Genomic DNA, 21,853 nt, shown 5'->3' on the forward strand with positions numbered 1-21,853 from the left:
CGAGGTTCGAGGCCGCCTTTTTCTTTCTTGAATTCGCCTTAGATAAGGCCTGCGTGCTGAAGCGCCGCGTCGATCGCCGATTTGGTGCTGCTTTCCAGCCCGGACAGGGGCGAGCGGACTTCTTCGCTGCACAGGCCCAATTTGCTGAGCGCGTATTTGGCGCCTACAAGACCGGGCTCGATAAAGATCGCTTCGTGCAGGGGCATCAGGCGGTCCTGATACTCCAACGCTTTGGCATAGTCGCCGTTCAGCGTCGCCTGCTGGAATTCGGCACACAGTTTGGGCGCGACGTTCGCGGTAACCGAAATACAGCCCACACCGCCATGCGCGTTGAAACCAAGCGCCGTCGCGTCCTCGCCGGACAGCTGGCAAAAGTTTGGACCGCAGGAGGCGCGCTGTTGGCTGACGCGGGCCAGATCTCCGGTCGCGTCCTTTACACCCACAATGCGCGGCAGTTTCGCCAACTCGCCCATGGTTTCAGGGGTCATGTCGATTATTGATCGACCGGGAATGTTGTAGATGATGATCGGAATATCCGCGCAATCATGCAGCGCACGGAAATGCATCAGTAGACCCTTTTGCGTGGGCTTGTTGTAATATGGCGTCACGACCAGAGCTGCATCGGCGCCTACTTTCTGCGCGAATCGCACAAACCGGATGGCCTCAACAGTGTTGTTTGACCCAGCACCTGCGATCACAGGAACACGACCAGCCGAGGCTTTGACAACCTCGTCGACAACAGTTTCATGCTCTTCGTGGCTCAGCGTGGGGCTTTCGCCGGTGGTGCCAACGGGAACCAGCCCGGTGGAGCCTTCCTGAATCTGCCATTCCACCAAGTGTTTGAGCGTCTTCAGGTCCAACTCGCCGTTGCTAAACGGTGTGACGAGGGCTGGCATAGAGCCTTTGAACATGACACGCTCCTTAGGTGCAGTTTGTAATTTTTACGCCTCGGTTTGCCAGAAATCTGTCTTTCTTGAGTTGAACCCGACGGCGCAAGCTTTATCCTGAATGGCTGTATCCTTGGTTGGTTGGGAAATGCAAGGGATGACACGCTTTCTGGCGTTTTTGACGGTCGTAATTTTGATTTCGGGCACACATGTGCGAGCCGACGCCGCAGGTGATCTGCGGGCCGGTATGAATGAAATGCGCAAGGGGGACTGGAATGAAGCCTTGCGTGTTTCTGGTGCGCGGGGTTCAGTGCCTCGGGACATCATTGTCTGGCACTGGCTGCGCGAAGGGTTTGGCAGTTCGGGTGACGTTCTGGTGTTTTTGGATCGTCGTCCAGACTGGCCTGGTCTGGCTTGGTTGCGGCGTAAAAGTGAGCCCGCCTTCACTGGCGCCGACCCGGATCGCGTTCTTAGATTCTATGCAAAACAGCCGCCGCAAACCGCTGAGGGCGCGTTGAACTATGCCGTCGCATTGAAGGCAAAGGGTCGTCAGGGAGATGCTGAGGCCGATATCGTCGCGGCCTGGCGGACGATGCCAATGGGCTCGGGTCTGCAAAAAGACTATCTTGAGAATTTTGGCAAGTTGCTGAAACCGCATCACGCCGCACGCCTGGACCGGATGCTATGGGACAACCATCTTGTCAGCGCAGGTCAGATGCTGCCGCTGGTCAGCGCCGATCAGCGCAAACTGGCTGAGGCGCGGATCGGTCTTCAGAAACGGCAACCCGGTGTCGACAGCAAGGTGGCGGCGGTTCCGAAATCGCTGGTCGATTCACCGGGCTTGGCTTTTGACAGATTCGTCTGGCGTGACAAGAAAGAGTTGGACGACAGCGCGATAGACTTGATGCTGGCGCGCTCTAACGGCCCTGATGCGTTGGGAGAACCTGACAAATGGGCCGAAGGCCGTCGCCGGTTGGCCCGGCTTGAGATGCGAAATGGGGACCAGAACCGCGCCTATCAGATTGCTGCCAATCACCACATGACGCCGGAAATGGGCTATGGCTATGCCGATCTGGAGTGGTTTTCCGGGTTTCTGGCCTTGCGGAAGCTGAATGATCCGGCGACCGCGATCCGGCATTTCCAGAACTTCTCGGACGCGGTGAAATCGCCGATCTCGAAAGGACGCGCCGGGTATTGGTTGGGTCGTGCCTATGCGGCCCATGGTGACGCCGAAAAAGCCTATGACGCTTATGCGATGGGTGCGGATTATCAGTCCTCTTTCTACGGCTTGCTGGCGGCAGAGCAGATCGGGCGTCCTTTCGATAGTGAGCTGGCTAACCCCCGCCGGGCACCCCATTGGAAACAAGCTGAGTTCTCCAATTCAAGTGTGCTGGAGGCCGGGCTACTGCTGCTGAAGGCTGACGAAGACACCCTATCTGAGCGGTTCCTGACTCATTTGGTGGAAGGGCTGGACCCGGTTCAGGCCAATCAGTTGGGCGATTTGGTGATCGAGTTGAAGCAGCCGCATCTGGCCGTGATGATCGCCAAACGCGCTGCAACAGTCGGCCTGGTTTTGCCAGCCGCCTATTACCCGGTGCATCCGGTTGCCGACATGGGTCTGCCCATGGCCAAGGAAATGACGCTGGCCATTGCCCGTCGGGAAAGCGAGTTTGACCCCGTTGTGATCAGTGGAGCCGGAGCGCGCGGGCTGATGCAGGTCATGCCGGCCACGGCAAAGCTTGTGGCCAAGGAATTGGGTATCCTAAGCGGCCACAAGACGATCAAGCTGACCTCGGATTGGCAATATAATGCCAAGTTGGGTGCCAATTACCTGTCCGGTCTGGCCGCTGATTTCAACGGAAACGTCGTGATGATGGCGGCCGGATATAACGCAGGTCCGCGTCGGCCGATGTCGTGGATGGATCGCTATGGCGACCCGCGCGCAGGTGAAATCGACGTGGTCGACTGGATTGAGGCGATCCCGTTCAGCGAGACCCGCAACTACGTGATGCGTGTGTCGGAAAGCCTGCCGGTCTATCGCGCCCGTCTTGGCCAACCTGCCTTGCCGATCCCGTTCTCGCAGGAACTGGTCGGGTCAACGCTGGCGTCTTTCGCGCCATAGGGTGAACAGCCCAGCGGCGACAACCAGCGCTGCGCCTATGACCACTTCGGGGCGCAGCGTTTCACCAAAGACCGAGATTCCCAGGATCGCGCTCCAGACCAAGTGGAAATAGGCGAAGGGCTGCACCGCGCTGGCCTCGGCCATCTCATAGCATTTGATCAGCAACCAGTGTCCAAGAACGCCGCTCACGCATAGCAGCGCCATCCAGGCCCAATCCGTTTGGGCCATCGGTTCCCAGAACCACATTCCCACTAGCGTCATGGCGACGGCACCGCTGACGCCCGTCCAGAAAAAGCTGGTGGCGGAATTGTCCCGGCGGGACACGTAACGGGTCAGCAAACCATAGACTGCAAACATGAAAGCCGAGATCAGCGGTACAATGGCCCAAGGGTTAAAGACACCCACGCCGGGCTGGAGAATGATCAGAACACCGATGCACCCAACGCCGATTGCGGCCCAGCGTCGCCAGCCGACCTGTTCGCCCAATACCGGCCCGCTGAGAGCGGCGATCAACAACGGGTAGCAGATGAATACGGCCATCGCGTCGATCAGGCCCAGAACAGTGAAACTGAACACCGCGACACAGATCTCGGCCGCCAGCAGAAGGCCACGAAATATCTGCAGCTTCAGCTGGCTTGTCTGGGTGGTGGCCTTCAATCCGCCGGGCGCACGTGCGGCCAAAGCGATGACAAAGGCGGCGAAGAACCAATAGCGGATCATCACCACCATGTATGTGTTGTATGTTCCCGCCAGATGGCGCGAAATACCATCCTGCAGTGCGAAGACGATGGTCGCCCCGATCATCAACGCAATCCCGGCGCGCGTATTGTTCTGCTGCGTCATGATTTGACCGCCCGGGTCATGTGGCGCTTGCGGCCATAACCGGGTGCGCGTGTAACTGTGAAACCGGCGTCCCCAAGCCCCCGTCGCACGAACCCGGCGGCTGTATACGTTGCCGCCGTTCCGCCAGTGGCCGTGTGGTCGGCGACTTGCTGCATCAGGTCTGCACCCCATAATTCGGGGTTTTTAGCCGGAGAGAACCCATCCAAGAACCACGCATCGGCGGCACCTTCCCATGCTTGCAGGGTTTGACGTGCATCGCCTTCAACAACCTCCAGCCGCAGGGTGCCCAAATCACATGTGCCGCCCTCCCATTGCGCAAGGAACCGGTCAGACCAAGGCGCAAGTTCAGGAAAGGCCGCCAGCGCTCGGGACATGTCCGCGGGTGCCATCGGATAGGCCTCAAAACTGGTAAAGGACAGCGGCGTGGTCTGGCCCGATCTCTCCCACTCTGACCAGACAGTCAGCATGTTCAACCCGGTGCCAAAGCCCAATTCAGCAATGTGGAAGCCAGGTGCGAACCGCGCAGGCAGTTCATTGCCCGCCAGAAACACATGCCGCGTCTCTTCCAGCCCGTTTTGCAACGAGAAATACGGATCGTCGAAACGATCCGAGACCGGGATCTGATCCTCAGTCCATGTCAGTTCGGCACGCTGGTCTGCCATCGGGGAATCCTGTAGCTAAGCGGCGCGACACTGAACAAGGTAAAGGGGAATGGCAATGGTCGATGTGACGGTGCGCGGTGCAGGGATTTTCGGCCTGTCAATCGCCTGGACCTGCGCACGGCGAGGCGCAAAGGTGCAGATCGTCGACCCTTTTGGTCCCGGAGCCGGATCCAGCGGTGGCCTGGTTGGCGCACTGGCACCGCATGTGCCCGAAAACTGGAATGCCAAGAAGGCGTTTCAGTTCGACAGCCTGATCATGGCCGAACCATTCTGGAAACAGGTCGAGGCCACAGGCGGTGTCTCACCCGGATATGCGCGGCTGGGACGGCTGCAACCCATCGCCGACACCCGAACACTGGATCTTGCCCATGCGCGCGCCATCACAGCAGCGGACCTGTGGCAAGCCCGCGCCAAATGGAGCGTTGTTGAAACAGCCGCAATCGGTGCTTGGTGCCCACCCAGCCCCACGGGCTTTGTCGTCCATGATACACTCAGCGCACGCATGCATCCCCGCCGGGCCTGTGCTGCATTGGTTGCCGCACTGGCGGTGATGGGGGTCGAGGTCGTAGCCGACGCACCAGATCGCGGACAGGTTGTCCATGCCACCGGCCTTGCCGGTCTGCAGGAACTGACCGAAGCTCTTGGCAAAACCGTTGGCAACGGCGTCAAGGGTCAAGCCGCACTTCTGCGGTTTGATGCGAGAGAGGTTCCACAACTGTTTGCGGACACAATCCACTTCATACCGCATGCGGACGGGACGTTGGCAATCGGTTCGACCTCGGAGCGTGACTATGACGACCCGACCAGCACGGATGCAGCTCTGGATGACGTTCTGGACCGGGCGATGCGGGCCGTTCCCGTCCTGCATGGCGCAGAGGTCATCGAACGATGGGCGGGTGTACGGCCGCGCAGCAAAAGCCGCGCACCGATGCTGGGCGCGCACCCGGTACACAAAGGTCAATTCATTGCCAATGGTGGTTTCAAGATCGGCTTTGGCATGGCCCCGAAAGTAGCTGAGGTCATGGCGGATCTGGTTCTTGAGAACCGGGACGCGATCCCGAGTGATTTCAGACCCGAAGCATCACTCTGATCGCGGGACAAACTCGGCGGACATGCATTGCCGCCCATCTGGTCCGCGCACCCACATCGCTTGGCCATTCCGGCACAAGGTCGCCGTCTCAGAGTGCATTAGCGGCGATGACGCGCGAAATAAAAACTGAGCCAAGGGACCTGCCAGATCCTCGGCAAACAGCATCAATAATTGTGCCAGCAAAGGGCCATGAACGACCAGGCCGTCATAGCCTTCGACATCCCGCGCGTAGTCCAAATCGTAATGGATACGGTGCCCATTGAAGGTCAGCGCCGAGTATCGGAACAAAACCGTGCTGTCGAAAGTGACGTCTCGCCTGTCGGGTTCATCGGTACGGGCCATAGGTGGCTTGGGCTTGATGTCAGTACCCGAAGGGTCAGGCCGATAAACTAGATCCTGCCATTCGCTCAGACACAATTGACCGTCCTGAGAAATCTCGTGTCGCAGGGTAACAAACCCCAGCGGTCCCGTCCGTCCGGTTTTTGTCGCCGCACTTTCAAGAACAGACCGGCGCACGGCTTTTGAGCCCGCGACCAGCGGCGCGTGAAACTGCAACCGTCCCCCGGCCCACATCCGACGTTGCAAGCCCATATCGGGGATCAGACCGCCCCCAACCTTTGGATGCCCGTCCCGCCCCAAACTGGCAGGCAACTGAGGGGACCAGAAATACAGCTGGTGAAAGAACGGCGGCAGGTGATCGCCCGCATCGAATTTCTTATGGGAACCAAGCGCAGCCAGCAGCGCGGAGGCGCGGGCCGGGTCCATCACATCTGTCTTTATATCCTCAGTCATGATGGGAGGTTATGTAGACGGATCTGCCCCGGCAAGCGGCGTCTTGATCTCAGAACCCGGCCTCCGCCCGCAGTTTCAGCATGAGTGTCCGCAGAGAACTTTCGTAACGGTCGCTCAACAATTTCCCCTGCTCATCAAACTCGTTCGAGCTGCTGGCCAGATGAATTTCTGGCCCCTGCAGGATACGAGGCTGGAACGGAACCATATAGCCGCGCAGAACCATCTGCGCCCGCTCGCCACCTGCGCGTCCTGCGGCAGCTGACATCACGGCAACCGGTTTGTCGGCCCAGGGGCGGCCATCGGTTCGACTGACCCAGTCCAAAGCGTTTTTCAGAACACCCGACGGGCCTTTGTTATATTCCGGGGTCGAAATGATCACTGCATCAGCCTGCGCGATCTGATCGGACAAAGTTTGCACTGCGGCAGGAATGCCCTCGCCATCCTCAAGATCACCATCATAAAGCGGCAGGTTCAGATCGGCTTCGATATGTGTCCCCGGCTCGAACAGCCGGGCCGCTTCGCGCAGCAATTTGCGGTTGGTCGCGCTTTGGCGCAATGAGCCGGACAGGCTCAGAAGTATGGGGTCAGACATTGGGAAACTCCGGTTCGGGTGTTTCCCAATAGCTAGCGTAACTTTCGCGCGCACCAAAGACCGGATGACGCGCAGTCAATGTGCGAAAAATGGGCACCCGAAAGTGCCCATTTCATTATGTGTTTCCGTTCGGAATGATCTCGATGTCGACCCGGCGGTTCTGGGCCTTCCCCTCGGGCGTCAGGTTAGAGGCAATCGGGCGATTTTCTCCCTGACCAATGGTCGAGATACGTGCACCACTTACACCATTGGCTTGAAGAATATCGGCGACAGACCGCGCCCGGCGTTCGGACAGGCCCTGATTATACGCAGCATCGCCGTCGCTGTCGGTATTGCCAATGACCTGCACGTTCGAATTGGGGTAATTCACCAGATTCTGCCCCACCCGGACCAGATCGGCCCGCAGTGCCGGGCGCACGGTCGCGCTGTCGGTGTCAAAGGTGATATCATTCGGGACGGTCACAATCAGCCGGTCGCCCGCGTTGGTAACGATGATGCCCTGATTGGCCAGTTGCTGACGCAGTTCTGCTGCTTGTTTGTCTAGTTGGTTGCCTATCAGGCCGCCTCCTGCTGCACCGATTGCTCCGCCTGCCACCGCACCCAAAAGCGGATCAGATCCATTGGCAATCGCGCCGACACCTGCGCCGATCAGACCGCCGAGGAGTGCACCCTGCTTGGCGTTCTGGTTCGGGTCCGAGGGCAGGTTCAATGTGCCGGGGTCCGTACAGGCCCCCAAAAACATGGCCGAACACAGCCCTGCGGCAAGAACACTCTTGGAAATCGTCATGAAATCACCTTCTGCTCTGGGGCCCGTTCACCGAACCCGCTTTGTTTGGCGCAGTATATCGCGTTACCTTATCTTAGGCTCAAGCAACAATCGGGTGAAGTCGGCAAATTACCGCCGTTCAACAGGATCCAATTGGTTCTGGTCTTGCCAGATCGCTCGCAGAGGCTCCCCCTGCCCGCAGAAATGATCGTCTGTCACGTCGCAGGCCCAGATGCGATCCGTACGAAAATGGCGAAACCCATTCCTCAGCTCGCACCACGCCGCCAACATCGTGCATTCGATGTGGTAGATCAGGGCGACGGGTCTGACGACCCGCTCGGTTCGCTCACCTTCGGCGTTCACATAGGTGATGCGAATTTTGCGTTCAGAGCGGATGGCCTCGCGATAGTTTACGACAGGCACGCACCCCTTGGCCGGATCGTCCATCGGCGCACCCCATGGGGCGACCTGCAGCCAATCCGCAGGCGCGCGCAAAGCGTCAATCTTGCGACAAACACGGTCCGCAGCTTGTTGCAGGGTACTATCACCGGTGCGCGCCAGCATCGACAGACCAACCCACAGCGCCTCGACCTCTTCAGCGTCGAAATTCAACGGTGGCAAGTCGTACCCGCGCCGCATCAAGTATCCCACGCCGGCTTCACCCTCGATCGGGGTTCGCTGTGCCTGCAAAGCGGCGATATCGCGATAGACGGTACGCGCTGACACTTCCAGCTTTTCTGCCAGCGCCTCCGCAGTCACAGGCATTTCGGCCGAACGCAGGATCTGGATGATTTCAAAAAGGCGGGTTGAGCGGCGCATAAGGTTCTCCGGGCGGTCTGCTGACATCCTAGCACACCCCACTGACAGGGTGGTGTCAGGAGTGATCTGCGATCTTTGGGAAACAAACCAAAGGAGGTCGACCATGCCATACCTCGACAATCACGTGATGATGACATTGAAACTGGACCGCTGGGCGCAGGATCACACTTTGCGCGCGTTCGAGATCGAACGTGAAATTATGGCTGCCCGTCAGCCCTGCGCACCGCGCAAACGGACCAAGCGGTTCTCGTTGGGCAACCTCAAGATGCTGTGGACAAGCACGGCCTGAGGTCAGAAATCAGCCGGGGCGCGGAATTTCATCGAAACTCCGCCCTCCGGGCTTTTCAGGCGCAGTTCCTCAGAATGCAGCATCAGACGCGGGAATTCGCGCGCTTCGCCCTCGGCGTAGAACGGATCGCCCAGAATGGGGTGGCCCAGCGCCAGCATATGAACGCGCAGTTGATGCGACCTGCCCGTTTTTGGGAACAATCGGACGCGCGTTGTCTCACCTTCGAATTTCACAAACCGCCAGTCAGTGACGGCGGGTTTTCCAGTCTCATGACAGACCATCTGGCGCGGACGGTTGGGCCAATCCACGATCAACGGCAGATCGACGGTTCCTGACTTTTGCTCGATGCGCCCCCAAACGCGCGCAACATAGGTTTTTCGGGTCTGGCGCTTTTCAAACTGCATGCTCAGATGCCGCTGTGCGTGCGGTGACTGGGCAAACACCATGACACCCGAGGTATCCCGATCCAACCGATGCACCAGCAAAGCCTGAGGAAACGCCGCCTGCACGCGGGTCAACAGGCAATCGGCCAGATGCGCGCCACGCCCCGGCACAGACAACAACCCCGAGGGCTTATTCACCACGATCAGCTGTGCATCCTCATGCAGCACATCCAACGGCGTATTCGGGGGATCATAGGTCTCGCTCATGCGCGCCTGCCTATCGCACGGCGTAGGTTCCCGCAACGTCGGGCTTGCCTGAACGGATCGGTTCAGCAACTCTCAGACCCAAACCGGAGGAGAACCCATGCACCCCACAATCGAGCGCATGCAAGACGTTGTCGCCAAGGGCGATGAAACCCTGATCCACGAATTGCTGGCCGAAGACGTACGGTTTTCCCCGCCGACTTACTACAGCACCTGGACCGGACGCGAACCGGTGGCGGCTGTTCTGGGTCACGTGGGACAGGTGTTTTCCGACTTCCGCTATCGCCGGATTATGGGTGAAGGCAAAGATTGGGCGCTGGAGTTTCAATGCAAGGTCGGGGATCTGGACGCGGTCGGCGTCGATCTGATCACATTGAACGACGAGGGTTTGATCCAAAACTTCGAAGTAGTCATGCGCCCCTACAAAACCATTGGTGCCCTGCGCGAGGCGATGATGGCCCGGGTGATGACAGACGCCCGCTTCCTCGAATACAAAAACGCGCTCAGCTAACCATGACTGCCCCGATTGCCGCCGATCAGATATTGCGTGTCCCACTGTTGCCGGTTCTGGCAGCACAGGCGATTTCCGTGCGTCGTAACGCTCAGCTGCTGCCCGAACCGTCCGGCCCGCGCCAAGGGCGCGAAGGGCGCGGCCCCCGGTTGCGGCTGCTCATCGCTGGTGACAGCTCGGCCGCGGGTGTGGGGGCTGGGCGACAGCAACAGGCACTATCGGGGTTTCTCGTGGCGCGGTTGGCCCGCCATTACAGCGTGGAGTGGCGGCTGGAGGCGACGACTGGTCACACAACACAGGATACGCTGGAACGATTGAACCACCTTGAAGGCAGCTATGACGCCGCCGTGACAGCCTTGGGTGTAAACGACGTCACGCGTGGAGTATCCCGGCAAAAGTTCACGGCTTTGCAGACCCAACTTCTGGATCATCTGACGAGCAACCTGGGTGTTCGACGCGTCGTGGTCACCGCCGTGCCACAGATGAACCGTTTTCCGGCCCTGCCCCAACCTCTGGCCTGGGCACTGGGGCGACAGGCGGCCCGGCTGGATCGGGGTTTGCAAAAGGCCGCTGCGACATTCCCGCAAGCCCGGCACCTGTCATTGGAGTTTCCGGATGACCCGGCACTGGCTGCTCCGGACGGATATCACCCAAGCCCCAAAGCCTATCGCTTGTGGGCAGAGGCCGCGGCCGACTTATTGCATCAGCGCTGACCCCGCATCTGACGGATCATCGGGATCGTATAGACCACCAAAGCCGCCCAGATCAGCGGGAAGGCGATCATACGGCCCCGATCGATCTGTTCCCCAAACACGGCAATCGCCGTGATAAAGATCATCGTCGGCGCGATGTACTGCAGGATTCCCATTGTGGACAACCGCACCAATTTGGCCCCGTTGGCATAGACCAGCAGCGGAACAGCGGTGACGATGCCGGCACAGGCCAGCAGCATGGTGTCCCCAGCGGCAGCGCCAAAGTGGCCGGTTCCTTTTGCCCCCAACCAAGTGATGTAGACCAAGGCTGGGATCAGCAGGATCAGAACCTCAAGCAGAAAGCCCTGATTGGGGCCGATGGGCAGCGAGCGTTTGAAGAAAGCATAAAACCCCCAACTGACCGTCAGGGCCAGCGCGGCCCACGGCAGCCGACCCGCTTCGACGATCAATACCAGCACACCCAAAGCAGCTAACCCCACCGCCGCCAATTGCGTACGATTCAAAGGCTCACGTAACAGGATTGCCCCTAGCGCAATGCTGAACAGCGGGTTGATGTAATAGCCCAACGCTGCGTCCAATGCGTTACCGCTGGCAATCGCCCAGACGTAAATGGCCCAATTCACCGAGATCAAAGCCGCTGTCAGACAGGCCATGCCCAGCATTTTCGGGTTTTGCAAGGCAGCCTTCAAATCCCCGGTTCGCCCTAGCGCCACCAGCAACAGCCCGGCCACAGGCACCGACCATACAATCCGATGCGCCACGATCTCGACCGGCCCGATATGCGCCAGAGCTTTCATGTAAAGCGGCAGGAAACCCCATAGAACGTAGGCGGTCACCGCCAGAGCCAATCCTTTTGGCGTGTCCTCATTCTGGGGTGATGTTGCGACGTCCGCCATCATGGATCTCCGGGTGATTCCGTTTGTCTATACGGCTGTTCCGGAGGGTTTGGAAACTGCGAAAACCGTGAACGGTCGCATCAAGAAAATTGATATGTACCAAGAAAACGGGGCGCCGCAGCGCCCCGTGTGTCGAACCTTGGCGCTAAACTTTAACGCGCTCGGATTTTGGGTCGTACATCGGCTTGAGCGACGCCTCGGCTTTGACTTTGACGCCGCACACATCGATCTCGTAGGTCGAGGCCAAAACGTCAGCCGCCTTTTCGCCTTCGCAAGGCACGTAACCCAGACCGATTGCGCCGCCCAGCGTGTGGCCATAGTTGCCCGAGGAGAGGTATCCCACATACTCGCCATCCCGAATGATCGGCTCATTGTGGAACAGCAGCGGTTCCGGATCGGTCAGCTTGAACTGAACCAAACGGTTATGCGGTCCGCTTTCCTTACGCGTAATCACCGCTACGCGCCCGATGAAATCGCTGCCCTTGTCGACCTTGACCGCAAAACCAAGACCGGCATCGACGACGTGGTCCTCGCAAGTGATGTCATGGCCGAAGTGGCGGAAGCCTTTTTCGATCCGGGCGCTATCCATCATGTGCATGCCGCACAGTTTCAACCCCATATCCTGACCTGCTTCGTGCAAGGTTTCGAACACGTGACCTGCCATGTCGGACGAGACATAGATTTCCCAGCCAAGCTCTCCCACGTAGGTAACACGGTGGGCGCGAGCCAGGCCCATGCCGATCTCGATTTCTTGTGCGGTGCCGAACGGGTTGGTCGCGTTGGTGAAAGCGTTGGGCGAGACCTTTTCAAGCAGCGTACGCGCATTTGGACCCATAATGGCCAGAACACCCTCACCCGCCGTAACATCGGTGACGACGACGTTGAAGTTGCCCGCATGGCGCTGCATCCAGGTCTGGTCAGCCAAACGGGTCGCTGCCGGGGTCACCACCAGATAAGCGGTCTCGGTCAGGCGGGTGACGGTCACGTCCGCCTCAATCCCGCCTGCGCGGTTAAGGAACTGAGTATAGACGATCTTGCCATTCGGGACCGAGTAATCGCCGCCACCGATATAGTTCATGAATGCTTCGGCATCGGGGCCGTCAACGCGGATTTTGCCAAAGGACGACATGTCATACATGCCGACATTCTCGCGCACGGCTTTATGCTCGGCGGCCGAGTTCTCAAACCAGTTCTGGCGTTTCCAGCTGTATTGATACTCGCGCTCCTGCCCTTCATTCGCGAACCAGTTGGCACGTTCCCAACCCGCCAACTCGCCCATGACCGCGCCCTGTTCTAGCAGGTGGTGGTGGAATGGGGTCCGACGCACGCCGCGCGCAGTGGCCTTTTGGCGATAGGGATAATGGTCAGCGTATAGCAGGCCTAGGGTCTCTTTCGAGCGCTCAAACAGGTACTGCTTATTCCCCTGGAACGGCTGCATCCGGCTGATGTCCACGTCTCCCAGATCGAACGGTTTTTCACCGCTGTCCATCCATTCGGCCAGGGCCATGCCAGCGCCACCGGCGGATTGGATGCCGATCGAGTTGAAGCCCGCCGCGACCCAGACATTGTCCATCTCGGGTGCGAGGCCCAGATGATAGGCGTCATCGGGGGTAAACGACTCGGGCCCGTTGAAGAAGGTATGGATACCGGCCTCGGCCAGCATCGGCATACGTTCGCACGCAGCTTCGAGGATCGGTTCGAAATGGTCAAAATCCTCGGGCAACTGGTCGAATTCAAAGGTGTCAGGAATACCGTCCATCGCCCAGGGCTTGGCATTCGGTTCAAAAGCACCCAACAGAATTTTGCCTGCGTCCTCTTTGTAATACGCGCATTCATCGGGAACGCGCAGAACCGGCAACTGGGTCAAACCGTCGATATTTTCGGTGACGATGTAGAAGTGCTCGCAGGCGTGCAACGGCACGTTCACGCCAGCCATCTGGCCGACCTGATGCCCCCACATACCGGCGCAGTTCACCACCATGTCGCATTCGATATGACCCGAAGCGCTGCCGTCATCCGCGACCCAGTCAACGCCGGTCACCTTGCGGCCCTGCTTGACGATGTCGGTGACTTTCACACGTTCTTTGACGATACCGCCACGCTGACGGGCGCCCTTGGCCAATGCCAAGGCAATGTTGGCCGGGTCACCCTGACCGTCCAGCGGCAAGTAAACAGCACCCTTCACGCCTTCGAGGTTGATGTGGGGATACAGTTCCTGAACACGTTCATTCTCGATTTCTTCGACCTCGACGCCGAAAGCGCGCGCCATGGCCGCCTGACGGTAGATCTCTTCTTTGCGCTCTTCGGTTAGCGCAACAGTGATTGATCCACAGCGTTTAAAGCCCGTGGCCACACCGGTTTCTTCTTCAAGCGAGCCATAGAGTTCCTGGCTGTACTTCGCCAGCTTTGTCATGTTCGCCGTTGCGCGCAGCTGAGCGATCAGACCCGCCGCATGCCAGGTCGTGCCGCTGGTCAGCTGCTTACGCTCCAGCAGGACAACGTCTTTCCAGCCTTTCTTGGTCAGGTGATACGCCACCGAACATCCGATGACACCACCACCGATAATGACAACACGGGCCTTGTTTGGAAGATCAGCCATTCTCATGATTCCGCTTTATGAGTTTCCACCCAAAATGACACGGAAGAGCGACACAGAATGCACGAAAAACGTCAGCCCATTTGCAAAAATCAACGTTGTTTGACTTGCCGTTTTTCACGTCGCAGCACAAAGGGTGTCACGCCGAAAAAGCTTTTGTAGACCGACGAGAAACCGTTGGGAAACCCGCAGGCTAGTCCGATTTCGCGCACGCTCATCGTTGTGTTCAGTAACAGGTTATTGGCCTTGGCCAGCCGCATTTCGCGGTAAAAGCCGTTTGGTGTGGTTCCGAAATAGTTCTTGAACTTCCGTTCCAGCGATCGGTTCGAAAGCTTTAGCGCTTCGACGATTTCGTTAATCGGCAGCGGGTCTTCGATATTGGCCTGCATCACCTTGATGCACTGGTCCAGCTTGGCGTCGCCGGTTGCCGTGGTTTTTGACCCGGAAAAGGGCTGAAGCGAGGAAAAATCCCGGATGTTCTCGTGTAGCATAATATCGGCCACGGTCATTCTTGTTGGCCCGGAAATGTAACGCCCGATCACGGCCAGCGCGACATCGGTAGTGGCCTCCATCCCGGCGCAGGTCACCACGGCGCCCTGTTCTGTTGCAATCGACAGTTTGGCCTCGAACTGGGCGCGACGTTCACGCAAGAAGGACGCGTTTTCCCAGTGGGTCGACATGTCCTCGGTCCCCTGCTCGTCGATATAGCGGCTTGCAGCTTCGGACAGCAAAAAGACCTGTGCGCCGCGGAAAGTATAATCCGACACAACACGCCCCAGAGACAGATCAGGATGATCGGGGTCGGAATTTCCGATGACGAACAAATAGTCCGCGTTGGGCTGCGACGGAATGCGGTCGGTCTGGATCGTCGCCTCGCTGCTGCTGGCGACCGGGCCACCCCTCAGAGAGCGATAGGCATAGGTGAATGGCGGGCTCGGACAAACGCGGTTGGCCAACCGCAGCACTTCAACCAATGACGCCAGTTCCAGCAGCACATAGCCCGGCGCGACAACGATGTCGAAATGTCGCTGCGCGTTAGAAGCCGGGATGTTCGACGGCGATGACATCACTTTCCTCTCAGACAATCCGGTGCCCGGCGGACCGCAATCGATCGGCAAGGACCTCTATGTGATCCGGCCCGACTTCGCAGCATCCGCCAACAATCGTTGCCCCCTGCGCTACCCATTCCATGGCATGATCGGCATAAGCCTCGGGTCCAAGATCGTGGCGCTGTGTCAACACGTCGACAGTCGGCGCGTCTTTCAGGAAATCCTGTGCAATCCCGGTGAACCCATTTGCATAGGCCCCAAATGGCCGCCCCATCGTGGCTATGACCTTGAGCGCGGCAGGAATGGCCTCGGGGCGGGAACAGTTTATCAGAACAGCGTCAGGGTTGAACCGATCCACAAGAGGCGCAATATCGGCAAGCGGTTCACCGGATCGCAGCCGTGTTCCGTCATCATCCATCACAGAAAGCGCCAGCCAAACCGGTTTACCTGCCTCAGCCGTACCACGCAGGGCCCCTTCGGCCTCTTGCACCGAGGAAACGGTTTCGATCAGGAAAAGGTCGACGTCATCGGACATGAGGGTAACCAACTCGGCGAACTTTTCGGCGGCGTCTTCCACATCAGGGTTCAGATCGGGGCGATAAGACGCCAGCAAAGGACCCAGCGCCCCGGCGATGCGCCCGGAACCGCCCGTGCGTGCGTGGTTCGCCTGGGTAACCGCCGCACGGACCAGATCGGGCAGTTGATCCTCCATATCCAGACGTTCCAGCCGAGAGCGATGGACCGCGTAGGTGTTGGTCGTCGCGACCGTCGCACCACGGCGGAAGTACTCGGCATGGACCGCTTCCACCAGTTCCGGGTGGTCGATCATCACGCGCGTCGACCACAGCGGCGTGGGTTTGTCCCCGCTGCGTTTGACCAGTTCCTGCCCGATCGAGCCATCCAGAAGCGTGATATCCGCCATTTGCCAACCTCCCTACGGAATTAGAACGAGTTTTCCCGGCAGCGCCTTGGACTGAAAGTCCTCCTGCGCCTTGGCGATGTCTCTTAGTGGATAGGTCTTGGAAACCAAAGGCTTGATGCGGCCCGCATTCATCATCTCGACAAGGCGGCCAAAGACTTCAAATGCCTGATGTGTGCAGCCGCGAATCGTGATGTCGCGCAGGTAGATCTCACGCAGGTCAGCCGAAACGATTGGTCCTGCGATTGCGCCTGAAACAGCATAGTGCCCGCCGGGTTTCAGGGCCAGGATCAGGCCGGGCCATGCCGGGCCTCCGACCACGTCGATCACGACGTCGAACATGTCCTTGGGCAGCGGCGCGTTGCGGTCCAAGGTGTCCACGGCCCCCTGCGCTTTGACCACCTCGGCCTTGGTTGATCCCGTAACGCCCCAAACCGTCGCCCCGCGTAGAGACGCCAGTTGCACGGCGGCAAGGCCCACGCCACCCGAGGCACCGGTGACCAGCACCTTATGACCAGCGGTCACGCCAGCACGGGTTAACAGGTTCTCGGCCGTGCCAAATGCACAGGGGATGGCGGCGATTTCGACATCTGACAGGGGTGAGGCCGTCACGTCATACAGGTCGTCGGCCTGAACCAGACAGTATTGCGAAAACGCTCCGTCGATTTCAGAGCCTAATGCGATAAAGCCAGTCGGATTGCCGGGGCGTGGGCGCGGCAAGTTGATCGGGCAGGTCACCCGTTGCCCGGCTTGAAACCCGGTCTCTTGCCCTGCCAATTCGACTATCCCACATAGATCGCCACCCTGAATGCGCGGAAACGCCAACGCACCTCCCCAGCCTCCGGCATCAACATCCTGATCAACGGCGTCCGTTGCCCCGGTCACGTCCGAGGAATACCAGCCGACCCGTGTATTGATGTCGGTGTTGTTTACCCCTGCAGCCGCGACCCGAACCAGAACCTGCCCCGGACCAGGCGTTGGGACCGGAATATCCTCGCGCCATTCCAGCGCTTCGGGACCGCCGTGGCGCGTCAGGTAAACGCCGGACATTTTCGTGGGCGTGGTCATCTTTAGACCCTGTCTTCCGGATGGGCTGGAACCGGCCCCATCGGCACAATGTCGTAACGCGCGTTCAGCTCGGCCATTTTCGCCTCATCTGCAAAGTCAGCCTCGGTCATTTTTGCCAGTTCAGCCAGAAACCCGTCGAACCCCGAGGGCTGAAAGATCATCAGCATTCTGGCGGGCGCGCCATCGGCGACGCGACACGCATGGGGTACTCCGGGTGGCACATGCATGGTTGTGCCGGGCGTACAGCGATGCCAGTCGCCATCAACGTAGAATTCCACCGCGCCTTCCAGAAAGTAAAAAGTCTCGGCGTGGGTATCATGGCGATGAAGGCCAAGCGCGAAGCTGGCCTTCAGATTGTCTTCCATAAGCGTGTATGCGCCATCCGTGTCCTGGCCGGAAACTTTCACAAAAGTGTGGTCGTTTTCCCAGTCATAGTTGAGACCCTCACCGGGTCCCAGTTTGGCGTATCGTTTGCTCATGGTGGTCTCCGTGAGAGTTTAAGCGCGCAACCGCTCGTTCTCAGGATCCCAGAGCGGCTGATCCTGCTCTACCACGGCGCGGCACTTTTGGCCGTAGATTTCGACTTCAAGCTCGGTGCCGGGGTTGGCAAGCTCGGCCTTGACCATGCCCAGCGCGATGGACTTGCCGACGCGGTAACCCCATGCGCCCGAAGTGGTCTCGCCCACGATCTCGCCGTTCTGCCAGATGCAGGACATGTAGGGCGCGTCGCAGTCTCCTGCATCCACTGTAATGGTGACAAAGGCCTTTTTTACGCCCTGCTGCTTTTCGTTCAGGATCGCGGCCTTGCCGGGGAAGTCCTGCGGCTTGTCGAGTTTGACGAACCGCTCCAGCCCACCTTCCAGCAGAGAGTAGTCGGTCGACAGGTCACCCTTCCATGCCCGATAGCCTTTTTCGATACGCAGTGAGTTCAGGGCATACATCCCGAACGGCGTGGCACCGGCGCCGATGATCGCGTCATAGATCGCAGGCATATGCTCGTTCAGGGCATGCACTTCCCAGCCCAGTTCACCGGCAAAAGAGACGCGGATCAGGTAGGCGGGCTGGCCAGCAACGGTGGCGGACTGGTGGGTCAGCCAACCAGTGGTCAGATCGGCGTCCGTCAGGTTCGACAGGATCTCGCGCGATTTCGGGCCCGTGACGATCAGAGTATCACGCGAGGTTGTCACGTCCTCGATCGACACACTGGCAGGCATTGCGTTCATCAGGATGTCACGGTCATGCCATTGCGCAGTGGCGGCGGTGATCATGACGAATTCGTCCTCGCCCAGACGGATACAGGACATCTCGGTCAGAATGCGGCCACGATCATCAGAGACATAGATGAGGTTCATCCGGCCAACCTTTGGCAGCCCTCCGGTTGCGAGACCGCGCAACGCCTCAGCGGCGCCCTCTCCCTTGACCATGAAGCGCGAGAAGCCTGGCAGATCCAGCACTCCACAATCATCTCGCACGGCCTCGCATTCTTCTTGGATCCGCTGCTCCCACGGGCCGGACCGACCCCAGGTATGGGTGGCATCAAGCGACGTGTCGTCGCCCGGCTTTGCGAACCAGTTGGCCCGCTCCCATCCATTATAGGCACCCATCACGCCGCCCAGCGCTTTGACCTTGTCATGTACCGGCGACAGTTTCTTGTCGCGTGCGGCAGGCCATTCGTGATGAGGGAAGTGCATGGCGTATTCGTTGCCATAAACTTCCAGACCTTTCTGGTTGCAGTAGTCCTGATCTGTGTAGTCGGTGTAGCGGCGCGGATCGACGGCCCACATGTCCCATTCGGTCGCGCCATCGACGATCCATTCGGCCAGCACTTTGCCCGCGCCACCGCCCTGCGCGATGCCGAAAGTAAAGGTGTGCGCTTCGAACGCGTTTCTAACTCCCGGCATCGGGCCGATCAGCGGCAGACCATCCGGTGCATAGGGGATCGGGCCGTTGATGACACGGCCAACGCCCGAGGTTGCCATCAGCGGAACCCGCTCCATCGCGTCAGTGACGATATCCTCGATGCGGTCCAGATCATCGTTCCACAGCTGGAACGAGAAATCCTCGGGCATAGCATCGTCTTCAGTCATCCAATGGCCCTTGCAGTTAGGCTCATACGGACCAAGGTTGAAGCCATTCTTTTCCTGCCGCAGGTAGTACGAGATATCCACGTCGCGCAGCAGTGGCAGTTTCTTACCACCGTTCGCTTTGGACCATTCTTCAATTTCTGGAACTTCGTCGGTCAGCAAATACTGGTGGCTCATCACCATCGCGGGAACTGTGCGGCCGCCGAAAGGTTTGAACCACTCTCCCACGCGCTGCGCGTAATACCCAGCCGCGTTCACAACATAGTCGCAGGCGATATCGCCTTTGTCGGTGTGTACGGTCCAGGAGCCGTCGTCGTGCTGAGTTACGCCAGTTGCCGGGCAAAAGCGGATGATCTTCTGGCCCATGTCACGGGCGCCCTTGGCCAGCGCCTGTGTCAGCTGCGCCGGATCAATGTCACCATCGGTGGGATCGTACAGAACGCCTTCAAGATCGTGCGTCTCCAGGAATGGATAGCGCTCTTTAGCTTCTTCCGGTGTCCACATCTCCATCGGGATGCCTTGATAGCGTCCCATCGCCATGGCGTGTTCGAACTCTTGCATCCGCTCTTTGCTGTGCGCCAGACGGATCGAACCCGAAACGTGGTAGTTCATCGGATAGTCGACCTCTTCGCCCAGACGCGAATACAGCTCGGTCGAGTATCGCTGCATGTTCATGATCGCCCATGAATTCGAGAAGGTCGGAACGTTGCCCGCCGCGTGCCAGGTCGAGCCTGCCGTCAGTTCGTTCTTTTCCAGCAGGACACAGTCGGTCCAGCCCTTCTTGGCCAGATGATACAGCGAGGAGGCCCCCACCACACCGCCACCGATAACAACCACGCGGGCTTTTGTCGGAAAATCGCTCATTGGTCTTGATCCTTGTTACTGTGCCCGTTGGGGCAGATCGTCTGTGATGTCGTAATAATCGCCCTTGTCGGCCACAAAGATGTGCCGGGCGAGCTGTAATCCGGTGGGCGTATCGAAAGCCCCCATGGAAATCGAAATCGTGTCCTCGTCATTGTGCTGCCAAAAGAGGAACGAGCCGCAGGAACGGCAGAAACCGCGGCGGGCGGTGTCCGAAGCGCGGAACCACGTAAGCGTATCGCTGGCGGTGAAGCTGACGTTATCCTGATGTGTCCAGGTCGAAGACCAAACATGGCCGGACTGCTTGCGGCATTGACCGCAATGGCAGGCCGAAGGCTGTGAAAGCTCTCCGTCAATCGTGAACGCGACTGCGCCGCAGAGGCAAGAACCGTTTTGCATCTGATTACCCCCTAGCTGCGGGCGTGGAGCTGGCACCCAGCAACACGCCATAGATGATGAAACAGGCGGCCATGACACGACGCACCCAAGTGTTGAAAACCGCTCCTAGCGCCGCTTTGCCCATCAATGTACCCATCAGGGTGAACCCGGTATAGCTGAGCGTGGTAATGACCAGCGCTGTGGGCATGACGACGACCATCTGCTGCCAGATCGGCACATCCGGTTGCACAAACTGTGAAAAGGCGGCGAGATACCCCGCCACGCTTTTGGGGTTGATCGTCGCGACCGCCAATGCGTGCAGATACACGTGACGCGCGGGGCGTTCGGTAACTGGTGCCGGACGCGTGGCATTTATCCAACCGCGAACCCCAACCCAGATCAGGAACCCTGCACCAACCAGTTTGGCGATGAAAAACCCGGTTGGGGAGGCTGCGATCAACGCGGTCACACCTAGTGCTGACAAAATCAGAAACGCGCTGGCCTGCGTTAGAATCGCCAGCACACCTAGCATCGCCTTGGGAAACGGCAGGCTCATTCCGTTCGAGATGCAGTTTACAGCATTCGGACCCGGCGTGGTGACGAACACCACCCAGAACAATGCGAATATGGTCCAGGCCTCGAAACTCATCAGTACACCGGCGGGGCAATCACCCAGATGGCCACGGCGGGCTCATCATAAGGGTTCGACCATTGGTAGGGTTGGTGTTTGATGCGGAAGCTGTCGCCGGGCCCCACAAGGAATCGGCGGTCTCCGATCGTCAAATCCAACTGACCGGACACCATGTACCCAACCTCCTGCGTGGGTCGGTTGGCCGGGGTTTGCATTTTTGAGCGTGGTTTGAACGTAGAGTGCACCATCTCGAAATCATCGGTCAGGTCGGGCGAAAGCAGCTCTTCAATCAACCCTTCCTCGCCCGAGCCCATCGGGCGGCGGGATCCGGCACGCACGACATAACCCTGTTCGTCCGCAGGCGCCGAAGAGTGCCCAAACAACATAGACATCGGAACGCCCAGACATTCGGCGATCTGGCGAAGGTCCGAAATTGATGGATCCGACATATCACGCTCGACCTGGCTCAACCAACCGACCGAGCGTCCAAGGCGCGCTGCAATCTCGCTCAGCGTCAGCCCGCGCGCTTTGCGCAATGCGCGAAGGTCGGCTCCGAGTGTGGCGCTGTGCGGGGCTTGGCTGTTCACTGAACGCTCCGAAGTTTGGTGAAATTTTCTCCTCGTTTTTCACGATGCATT

Annotated in this window: 23 protein-coding genes; 5 read left to right on the top strand and 18 right to left on the bottom strand. The window is 59.0% G+C overall.

Annotation, left to right across the window (positions count from 1 at the left end; translation table 11 throughout):
• Positions 1–38: 38 nt before the first annotated feature.
• The gene (gene dapA, locus AC2FID_RS17475; protein ID WP_496706373.1) at positions 39–911 is read right to left on the bottom strand and encodes a 4-hydroxy-tetrahydrodipicolinate synthase; all 873 of its coding nucleotides are present in this window, start codon (positions 909–911) and stop codon (positions 39–41) included.
• 133 nt (positions 912–1,044) lie between these two features.
• On the opposite strand from dapA, the gene AC2FID_RS17480 reads away from it, so the two are divergent.
• Entirely contained in the window at positions 1,045–3,009 is a 1,965-nt protein-coding gene (locus AC2FID_RS17480; protein WP_282170466.1) for a lytic transglycosylase domain-containing protein, read from the top strand.
• Here the strand turns inward: AC2FID_RS17480 and AC2FID_RS17485 are convergent.
• Together AC2FID_RS17485 and mnmC2 are read right to left on the bottom strand one after the other, a co-directional pair.
• The gene (locus tag AC2FID_RS17485; RefSeq protein ID WP_282120289.1) at positions 2,983–3,852 is read right to left on the bottom strand and encodes a DMT family transporter; all 870 of its coding nucleotides are present in this window, start codon (positions 3,850–3,852) and stop codon (positions 2,983–2,985) included. The two genes, AC2FID_RS17480 and AC2FID_RS17485, sit on opposite strands and share 27 nt — an antisense overlap.
• On the bottom strand, positions 3,849–4,514 hold the full coding sequence (mnmC2, locus tag AC2FID_RS17490; protein ID WP_496837952.1) for a tRNA (5-methylaminomethyl-2-thiouridine)(34)-methyltransferase MnmC2: 666 nt from the start codon (positions 4,512–4,514) through the stop codon (positions 3,849–3,851). The genes AC2FID_RS17485 and mnmC2 overlap by 4 nt, the downstream gene beginning before the upstream one ends.
• A 49-nt stretch (positions 4,515–4,563) precedes the next feature.
• Between mnmC2 and AC2FID_RS17495 the strand changes: the two genes are divergently transcribed.
• A complete protein-coding gene (locus AC2FID_RS17495) occupies positions 4,564–5,604 on the top strand; it encodes an NAD(P)/FAD-dependent oxidoreductase (protein ID WP_496837953.1) in 1,041 nt (346 codons plus the stop codon).
• On the opposite strand, the gene AC2FID_RS17500 is transcribed toward AC2FID_RS17495, so the two are convergent.
• The 4 genes from AC2FID_RS17500 to AC2FID_RS17515 all read right to left on the bottom strand — a co-directional run bounded on the left by AC2FID_RS17500 (position 5,596) and on the right by AC2FID_RS17515 (position 8,573).
• Positions 5,596–6,396, bottom strand: coding sequence for an HTD2 family dehydratase (locus AC2FID_RS17500; protein WP_496837955.1), 801 nt, complete (start codon positions 6,394–6,396; stop codon positions 5,596–5,598). The genes AC2FID_RS17495 and AC2FID_RS17500 overlap by 9 nt on opposite strands.
• A gap of 49 nt (positions 6,397–6,445) precedes the next feature.
• Positions 6,446–6,988 carry an NADPH-dependent FMN reductase gene (locus AC2FID_RS17505; protein WP_496837957.1) on the bottom strand — a complete coding sequence of 181 codons (543 nt, stop codon included), beginning with the start codon at positions 6,986–6,988 and terminating at the stop codon, positions 6,446–6,448.
• A gap of 115 nt (positions 6,989–7,103) precedes the next feature.
• The gene (locus AC2FID_RS17510) at positions 7,104–7,775 is read right to left on the bottom strand and encodes a YiaD family glycine zipper/OmpA-like lipoprotein (protein ID WP_058272535.1); all 672 of its coding nucleotides are present in this window, start codon (positions 7,773–7,775) and stop codon (positions 7,104–7,106) included.
• Between the two features lie 108 nt (positions 7,776–7,883).
• The gene (locus AC2FID_RS17515) at positions 7,884–8,573 is read right to left on the bottom strand and encodes a helix-turn-helix transcriptional regulator (protein ID WP_282120294.1); all 690 of its coding nucleotides are present in this window, start codon (positions 8,571–8,573) and stop codon (positions 7,884–7,886) included.
• Between the two features lie 103 nt (positions 8,574–8,676).
• Here AC2FID_RS17515 and AC2FID_RS17520 point away from each other — a divergent pair, with 103 nt between their 5' ends.
• On the top strand, positions 8,677–8,862 hold the full coding sequence (locus tag AC2FID_RS17520) for a hypothetical protein (protein ID WP_058272537.1): 186 nt from the start codon (positions 8,677–8,679) through the stop codon (positions 8,860–8,862).
• Between the two features lie 2 nt (positions 8,863–8,864).
• On the opposite strand, the gene AC2FID_RS17525 is transcribed toward AC2FID_RS17520, so the two are convergent.
• Positions 8,865–9,512: an RluA family pseudouridine synthase gene (locus AC2FID_RS17525; RefSeq protein WP_282120295.1), complete on the bottom strand. Its 648-nt coding sequence runs from the start codon at positions 9,510–9,512 to the stop codon at positions 8,865–8,867.
• A gap of 97 nt (positions 9,513–9,609) precedes the next feature.
• Here AC2FID_RS17525 and AC2FID_RS17530 point away from each other — a divergent pair, with 97 nt between their 5' ends.
• Together AC2FID_RS17530 and AC2FID_RS17535 are read left to right on the top strand one after the other, a co-directional pair.
• Positions 9,610–10,020, top strand: a complete 411-nt coding sequence (locus AC2FID_RS17530) for a nuclear transport factor 2 family protein (RefSeq protein ID WP_108861144.1) — start codon at positions 9,610–9,612, stop codon at positions 10,018–10,020.
• Between the two features lie 2 nt (positions 10,021–10,022).
• Positions 10,023–10,733 (top strand): SGNH/GDSL hydrolase family protein, encoded by a 711-nt coding sequence (locus AC2FID_RS17535; RefSeq protein WP_109310692.1) that lies wholly within the window; start codon positions 10,023–10,025, stop codon positions 10,731–10,733.
• On the opposite strand, the gene rarD is transcribed toward AC2FID_RS17535, so the two are convergent.
• The 10 genes from rarD to AC2FID_RS17585 all read right to left on the bottom strand — a co-directional run bounded on the left by rarD (position 10,724) and on the right by AC2FID_RS17585 (position 21,802).
• A complete protein-coding gene (gene rarD, locus AC2FID_RS17540) occupies positions 10,724–11,629 on the bottom strand; it encodes an EamA family transporter RarD (RefSeq protein WP_282170475.1) in 906 nt (301 codons plus the stop codon). The genes AC2FID_RS17535 and rarD overlap by 10 nt on opposite strands.
• A 145-nt stretch (positions 11,630–11,774) precedes the next feature.
• Positions 11,775–14,228, bottom strand: a complete 2,454-nt coding sequence (locus AC2FID_RS17545; protein ID WP_496837960.1) for a GcvT family protein — start codon at positions 14,226–14,228, stop codon at positions 11,775–11,777.
• A gap of 89 nt (positions 14,229–14,317) precedes the next feature.
• Positions 14,318–15,292: a GlxA family transcriptional regulator gene (locus AC2FID_RS17550; RefSeq protein WP_496837962.1), complete on the bottom strand. Its 975-nt coding sequence runs from the start codon at positions 15,290–15,292 to the stop codon at positions 14,318–14,320.
• A gap of 10 nt (positions 15,293–15,302) precedes the next feature.
• Positions 15,303–16,196 (bottom strand): homocysteine S-methyltransferase family protein, encoded by an 894-nt coding sequence (locus AC2FID_RS17555; protein ID WP_282170478.1) that lies wholly within the window; start codon positions 16,194–16,196, stop codon positions 15,303–15,305.
• A gap of 12 nt (positions 16,197–16,208) precedes the next feature.
• Positions 16,209–17,261 (bottom strand): zinc-binding dehydrogenase, encoded by a 1,053-nt coding sequence (locus AC2FID_RS17560; protein ID WP_282170479.1) that lies wholly within the window; start codon positions 17,259–17,261, stop codon positions 16,209–16,211.
• A 2-nt stretch (positions 17,262–17,263) separates the two neighbouring features.
• Positions 17,264–17,740 carry a cupin domain-containing protein gene (locus AC2FID_RS17565; RefSeq protein WP_282120300.1) on the bottom strand — a complete coding sequence of 159 codons (477 nt, stop codon included), beginning with the start codon at positions 17,738–17,740 and terminating at the stop codon, positions 17,264–17,266.
• An 18-nt stretch (positions 17,741–17,758) separates the two neighbouring features.
• Positions 17,759–20,209 (bottom strand): GcvT family protein, encoded by a 2,451-nt coding sequence (locus AC2FID_RS17570; protein WP_496706399.1) that lies wholly within the window; start codon positions 20,207–20,209, stop codon positions 17,759–17,761.
• Positions 20,210–20,224: 15 nt separating this feature from the next.
• Complete coding sequence (locus AC2FID_RS17575; protein ID WP_496706400.1) at positions 20,225–20,605, bottom strand: GFA family protein; 381 nt, start codon at positions 20,603–20,605, stop codon at positions 20,225–20,227.
• 4 nt (positions 20,606–20,609) lie between these two features.
• A complete protein-coding gene (locus AC2FID_RS17580) occupies positions 20,610–21,233 on the bottom strand; it encodes a LysE family translocator (protein WP_496699379.1) in 624 nt (207 codons plus the stop codon).
• Positions 21,233–21,802, bottom strand: coding sequence for a helix-turn-helix domain-containing protein (locus tag AC2FID_RS17585; RefSeq protein WP_496757028.1), 570 nt, complete (start codon positions 21,800–21,802; stop codon positions 21,233–21,235). Before AC2FID_RS17585 ends, AC2FID_RS17580 begins: the two co-directional genes overlap by 1 nt.
• Between the last annotated feature and the right edge of the window lie 51 nt (positions 21,803–21,853).

Source organism: Ruegeria sp. CDSC068, from assembly GCF_059610545.1.